Below are 3,973 nucleotides of genomic sequence, written 5' to 3'. Positions count from 1 at the left end.
ACTGCCCGCACGATGGCCGGCAAGACCGCCGCCCGCGAGGAAGGCCGCTGGATTGGCACGCGGCGCCCGCCGCTCGGCTACGTCAAGGCCCCGCACCCGACGATCAAGGCCGCCTGGACGCTCGCCCTCGACCCGTCCCTGTCCGCCACCGTCCGCACCGCCGCCGACATGCTGACGGCCCCCGATGGCTCCCTGTTGAAGGTCGCCCGCTGGCTGACCGCGCAGGGTGCCCCAACGCGACCGGTACCGGCACCTGGCGCCCCGCCGTGGTCTGGTCCGTCTTTACCAACGAGATCATGATCGGCCGGCATTTCTGGCAGGGTGACGTGCTCCGCGACGCTGCCGGCATGCCGGTCGCGTCGTTCCCTGCCCTGCTGGCCGAGCCGACCTGGCGCGCGATCCGCACCCGCTACGGCGTGCCCAAGCGCCGCACCAAACAGCGTGATGGCTGGGAGCGCCCCGACGGCACCGCCCCGACTGGCCGCCCTGGTCACCCAGGCCGACTCCGCGCGCGGCGCGATCGGCGGCGCCTGGCTCATCCCCGGCCCGCGCGGCGTCGAGGTCGCCAACCCGCTGCTCACCGTCGAGCAGCGCGCCTGCGAGGGTGCCGTCCGCATCCTACGATCCGCGAATTTGCATCTGCCGCTGCCTGATGACGACACGAACGCTGGCCGCCGCCTCGCCCGTGGCCGCTGGACGAAGAATGGACGCTGACCTATGGCCCGCCTCGCCGACCTACCGGACCGCAACGCTCGGCCCGCCGTCGACCCCCGCTCCCGCTGTGCCTGCGGCGCCGACATCCGTCCGCGCAACTGCGCGCCGTGGCCGTGGTATCCGCCGACCTGTGACGCATGTTCGGCCGCCGATCTCCGCGCCCGGTACGCCCGTTGCACCTGCGAGCGTGAAGCGGACCGGCGCACGCTGGCCGAGGCCCTGGCCGGCAAGCCGTACTCCGAGACGCGCTGCCCTTGCCGGACCGGCAACGCCTGCGAGTGCCACGCCGGCGACCAGGTCGACGCACCGGTAGCCCCGCTACCTATCCGCTGACCTGCGCAAACGCTGGAGCGTGGCTGCCGCAATTACCACGCGTTGCCGGCCTCCTTGGCGCCTGGCCGACGCCGTCCCGGCCGACCACGCGCCGCGCGCCCATCCCCGCCGATGGCCTCCTCGATACTGCACGCATCTGCCGATGACAGCGCGTCTTGGCTCAAGTACGTTGGCGCCATGGCGACCTATTGGACCTTGGCGTGCGATGCCGACGATCCTCAGCGGCTCGCCGGCTTCTGGGCGTTCGCCCTTGGGTATGTCAAGGAGTCCGGTTTCGACGAGCCCGACAACGCGTCCGTCGTGGACCCGGATGGCACGGGGCCCGCGATTGGTTTCCTTAAGGTGCCCGAGGGCAAGTCCGCCAAGAACCGGATGCATATCGACGTCCGGGTGGCGGGTCCAGGCCCATGGGATATGGACGAGCGTGCACGACTGATCCGGCAGAAGGTGCTCGAGTTGGTAGCCGCTGGCGCGACGGTGGTCCGGGAGGAGCGGTACGACGACGCCTTGGGACACGTCGTCATGCAGGACCCCGAGGGTAACGAGTTCTGCGTCGCCTGATGCCGTGATGGAGTGCGAGTTCGAGGGCGTGGTGTGGGAATGGCGAGGGCCGTCCCCGTACCACTTCGTGACGGTGCCGCCCGAGTGCGCCGACGTCGTGCGCCGGTTGGCGTCGGCGGTCACGTACGGCTGGGGCATGGTGCCCGTCGAGGTTCGGCTCGGGCGGAGCCGATGGCGGACGTCGTTGTTTCCCAAGGACGGCGGCTACGTGCTGCCGCTGCGGGACTCGGTGCGCAAGAGCGAGGAGATTGCCCTCCACGACATCGTGCACGTCCGCCTGGTCGTGCTCGCGGGATAGCAGCCGCACATCGCCGCGCCGCACGGAGTCATCGTCGACTCCATTGCAAGGGCGGCCGAGCGGGGCGGGCGCGCCAAGCCTCTGGCCCCGCTGGGCGCTCGGCCATTCCCGCTGGCCAATGCCATGTGTGGCGTAGACAGCCGCTCAGGAACGCACGGGCGATCTCGGCAGTGGTCAGGCCGCCGACCGCCCGCAGCGTCAGGGCGGTCTGGGAGGCCGCGGTCAGCGTCGGATGGCAGCACAGGAACAGCAGGACGAGCGTGTCGTCGGTGTCCGGTACGTCCTCGGGTACCACCTCGGTGGCCGTCGCCGACTCTCGCTCGCGGCGTGCGTGGTCACTGCGCATCTGGTCGATGAGCCGCCGGGACGCGACGGTCACCAGCCAGCCGCGCGGGTTGTCCGGCACTCCCTCGGCCGGCCACTGCACGGTGGCGGCGAGGACGGCCTCCTGTACGGCGTCCTCGCACCCCTCGAACCGGCCGTGCCGGCGTACCAACGTGCCGAGGACCTGCGGCGTGAGCTCACGCAGCAGGTCCTCGATGGCTGGTGCCGTCATGCCTCCAATTGTCCGTCAGCGAACATCACCTGCCGCACCTCGACCCCCAGGCCCTCGATCGCGGTGTCCGGGATCTGCGCCGCCAGCTCGATCGCGCGCTCCTTGTTCTCGCAGTCGATCAGGTAGAAGCCGCCCAGATACTCCTTGGCCTCCAGGAAAGGGCCGTCGGTCACCACCGGCTGGCCGTTGCGTACTGACACCACGGCGGCCTGTGACGGGTCGACCAGCGCCTGCGTGGTGATCAGTTCACCGGACCTCTTCAGCGCCTCGATGAACGTGCCGTGGCCGTCGCCGATCGCCGCCTTCTCCTCGTCGGTCAGCGCGTCCAGCACGGCCGGGTTGATATGGATGCTGATCAGGAACTTCATCTCGTACTCCTCGTGTCGCGAGCCCCGGCTGGGCCCTTCGACCGATTGGTCGGAGCCGCTGCCGCCGTCTTGACATCCCCGGCCAGAACTCATCCGCGAGTTTTCGCCGTCGGCCCGAACTAGAGGCCACGGTCCCAGCGGGGGAGGCGCAGGACGAAGCGGGCTCCTCGTGGGCTGTCCTCGATGGTCAGGGTTCCCTCGTGGACCTCGGCGATCTGCCGGGCGATCGGCAGACCCAGTCCGGTGCCCCCGGCGTCGCGGCTGCGCGAGGCCTCCAGCCGGGTGAACCGGTCGAAGACCGTCTGGCGATGTTCGGCGGCGATGCCGGCGCCGTCGTCGATGACCTCCAGGACCGCCGTCGGTCCGTCGGCCCGCACGATGACGTCGATCTGTGAGCTGGCGTGGCGTTCGGCGTTGTCGATCAGGTTGGTGAGCAACCGGGTGATCCTCAGCCGGGCACAGTTGACCAGTACGGTCCCGCGCAGATCCTTGACGATCTTCACCCGGTAGGCGCGGCGGTCGAGCTCGGTGCCGATCAGCTGGGCGAGATCCGTCGGAGTCCGGGTCAGGGGAGCCCTGGCGTCCAGCCGGGCGAGGGTCAGCAGATCGGTCACGATCGCCTGCAGCCGGTCGATTCCGGCCAGCACCTCGGTGGCCGTTCGCGGCCAGTCGGTATCGGCCGGATACATCAGCCCCTCCTCCACCTGGGCCCGCATGGCGGTGATCGGGCTGCGCAGGTCGTGGGAGGCATCGGAGGTGAACTGCCGGAGCTGCTCGTAGGCGCCCTCGAGGCGGTCGAGGGTGCCGTTCACCGTTTCGGCCAGGAGCCTGATCTCGTTCTGGTCGTTGGGCACAGGGACCCGCCGGTGCAGGCCGGTGGCGGTGATCTCCGTCAGCTCCGTCCTGATGGCGTCCACCGGAGCCAGGGTCTTGCCGACCGCCCGGGAGACCCCGATCCCCATCATCGTGATCATCAGCAGGGACGCGCTGACCACGAGGAGCAGCACGGTGAGGTTCCCGTACCAGGGAACCTCCGGGACCGCCACGTTGAGCAGCCAGATCCCGTCCGGCTGGAAGACCTTGAACGACACGACGATCCTGCATTCCCGGAGCCCGGGCGGAGGACACAGCGTCCGCTGCGTG

Annotated in this window: 7 protein-coding genes and 1 pseudogene; 5 read left to right on the top strand and 3 right to left on the bottom strand. The window is 70.0% G+C overall.

Features of this window, described 5'->3' with window-relative positions:
• The 5 genes from HKK72_RS37045 to HKK72_RS37025 form a co-directional block, all read left to right on the top strand.
• Nucleotides 1–300: hypothetical protein (locus tag HKK72_RS37045; RefSeq protein ID WP_187239058.1), on the top strand; the 300-nt coding region annotated here is incomplete at its 5' end.
• Nucleotides 301–444: 144 nt separating this feature from the next.
• Nucleotides 445–714, top strand: a complete 270-nt coding sequence (locus tag HKK72_RS37040) for a hypothetical protein (RefSeq protein ID WP_187239057.1) — start codon at nucleotides 445–447, stop codon at nucleotides 712–714.
• Between the two features lie 3 nt (nucleotides 715–717).
• The gene (locus tag HKK72_RS37035; RefSeq protein WP_187239056.1) at nucleotides 718–1,047 is read left to right on the top strand and encodes a hypothetical protein; all 330 of its coding nucleotides are present in this window, start codon (nucleotides 718–720) and stop codon (nucleotides 1,045–1,047) included.
• Between the two features lie 177 nt (nucleotides 1,048–1,224).
• Complete coding sequence (locus HKK72_RS37030; RefSeq protein WP_187239055.1) at nucleotides 1,225–1,608, top strand: VOC family protein; 384 nt, start codon at nucleotides 1,225–1,227, stop codon at nucleotides 1,606–1,608.
• 7 nt (nucleotides 1,609–1,615) lie between these two features.
• Complete coding sequence (locus HKK72_RS37025) at nucleotides 1,616–1,906, top strand: DUF1905 domain-containing protein (RefSeq protein WP_187239054.1); 291 nt, start codon at nucleotides 1,616–1,618, stop codon at nucleotides 1,904–1,906.
• A 145-nt stretch (nucleotides 1,907–2,051) separates the two neighbouring features.
• Here HKK72_RS37025 and HKK72_RS37020 read toward each other — a convergent pair.
• From HKK72_RS37020 to HKK72_RS37010, 3 genes and pseudogenes are all read right to left on the bottom strand, one after another.
• A pseudogene (locus tag HKK72_RS37020) lies at nucleotides 2,052–2,462 on the bottom strand (sigma factor); the annotation flags it as partial.
• The gene (locus tag HKK72_RS37015; protein ID WP_187239053.1) at nucleotides 2,459–2,830 is read right to left on the bottom strand and encodes a YciI family protein; all 372 of its coding nucleotides are present in this window, start codon (nucleotides 2,828–2,830) and stop codon (nucleotides 2,459–2,461) included. The pseudogene HKK72_RS37020 and the gene HKK72_RS37015, both read right to left, overlap by 4 nt.
• Nucleotides 2,831–2,949: 119 nt before the next feature.
• Nucleotides 2,950–3,973: sensor histidine kinase (locus tag HKK72_RS37010; protein ID WP_187239052.1), on the bottom strand; the 1,024-nt coding region annotated here is incomplete at its 5' end.

This window comes from Actinomadura sp. HBU206391 (assembly GCF_014323665.1).
Taxonomy (GTDB): Bacteria; Actinomycetota; Actinomycetes; order Streptosporangiales; family Streptosporangiaceae; genus Actinomadura_C.
This window is presented reverse-complemented; position numbering and strand designations above follow the sequence as displayed.

Bases quoted from the DNA above. Each gene is read 5' to 3' on its own strand.
- HKK72_RS37025 (WP_187239054.1), top strand. From the start codon at position 1,616: ATGGAGTGCGAGTTCGAGGGCGTGGTGTGGGAATGGCGAGGGCCGTCC.
- HKK72_RS37035 (WP_187239056.1), top strand. From the start codon at position 718: ATGGCCCGCCTCGCCGACCTACCGGACCGCAACGCTCGGCCCGCCGTC.
- HKK72_RS37040 (WP_187239057.1), top strand. From the start codon at position 445: ATGGCTGGGAGCGCCCCGACGGCACCGCCCCGACTGGCCGCCCTGGTC.
- HKK72_RS37030 (WP_187239055.1), top strand. From the start codon at position 1,225: ATGGCGACCTATTGGACCTTGGCGTGCGATGCCGACGATCCTCAGCGG.
- HKK72_RS37015 (WP_187239053.1), bottom strand. From the start codon at position 2,830: ATGAAGTTCCTGATCAGCATCCATATCAACCCGGCCGTGCTGGACGCG.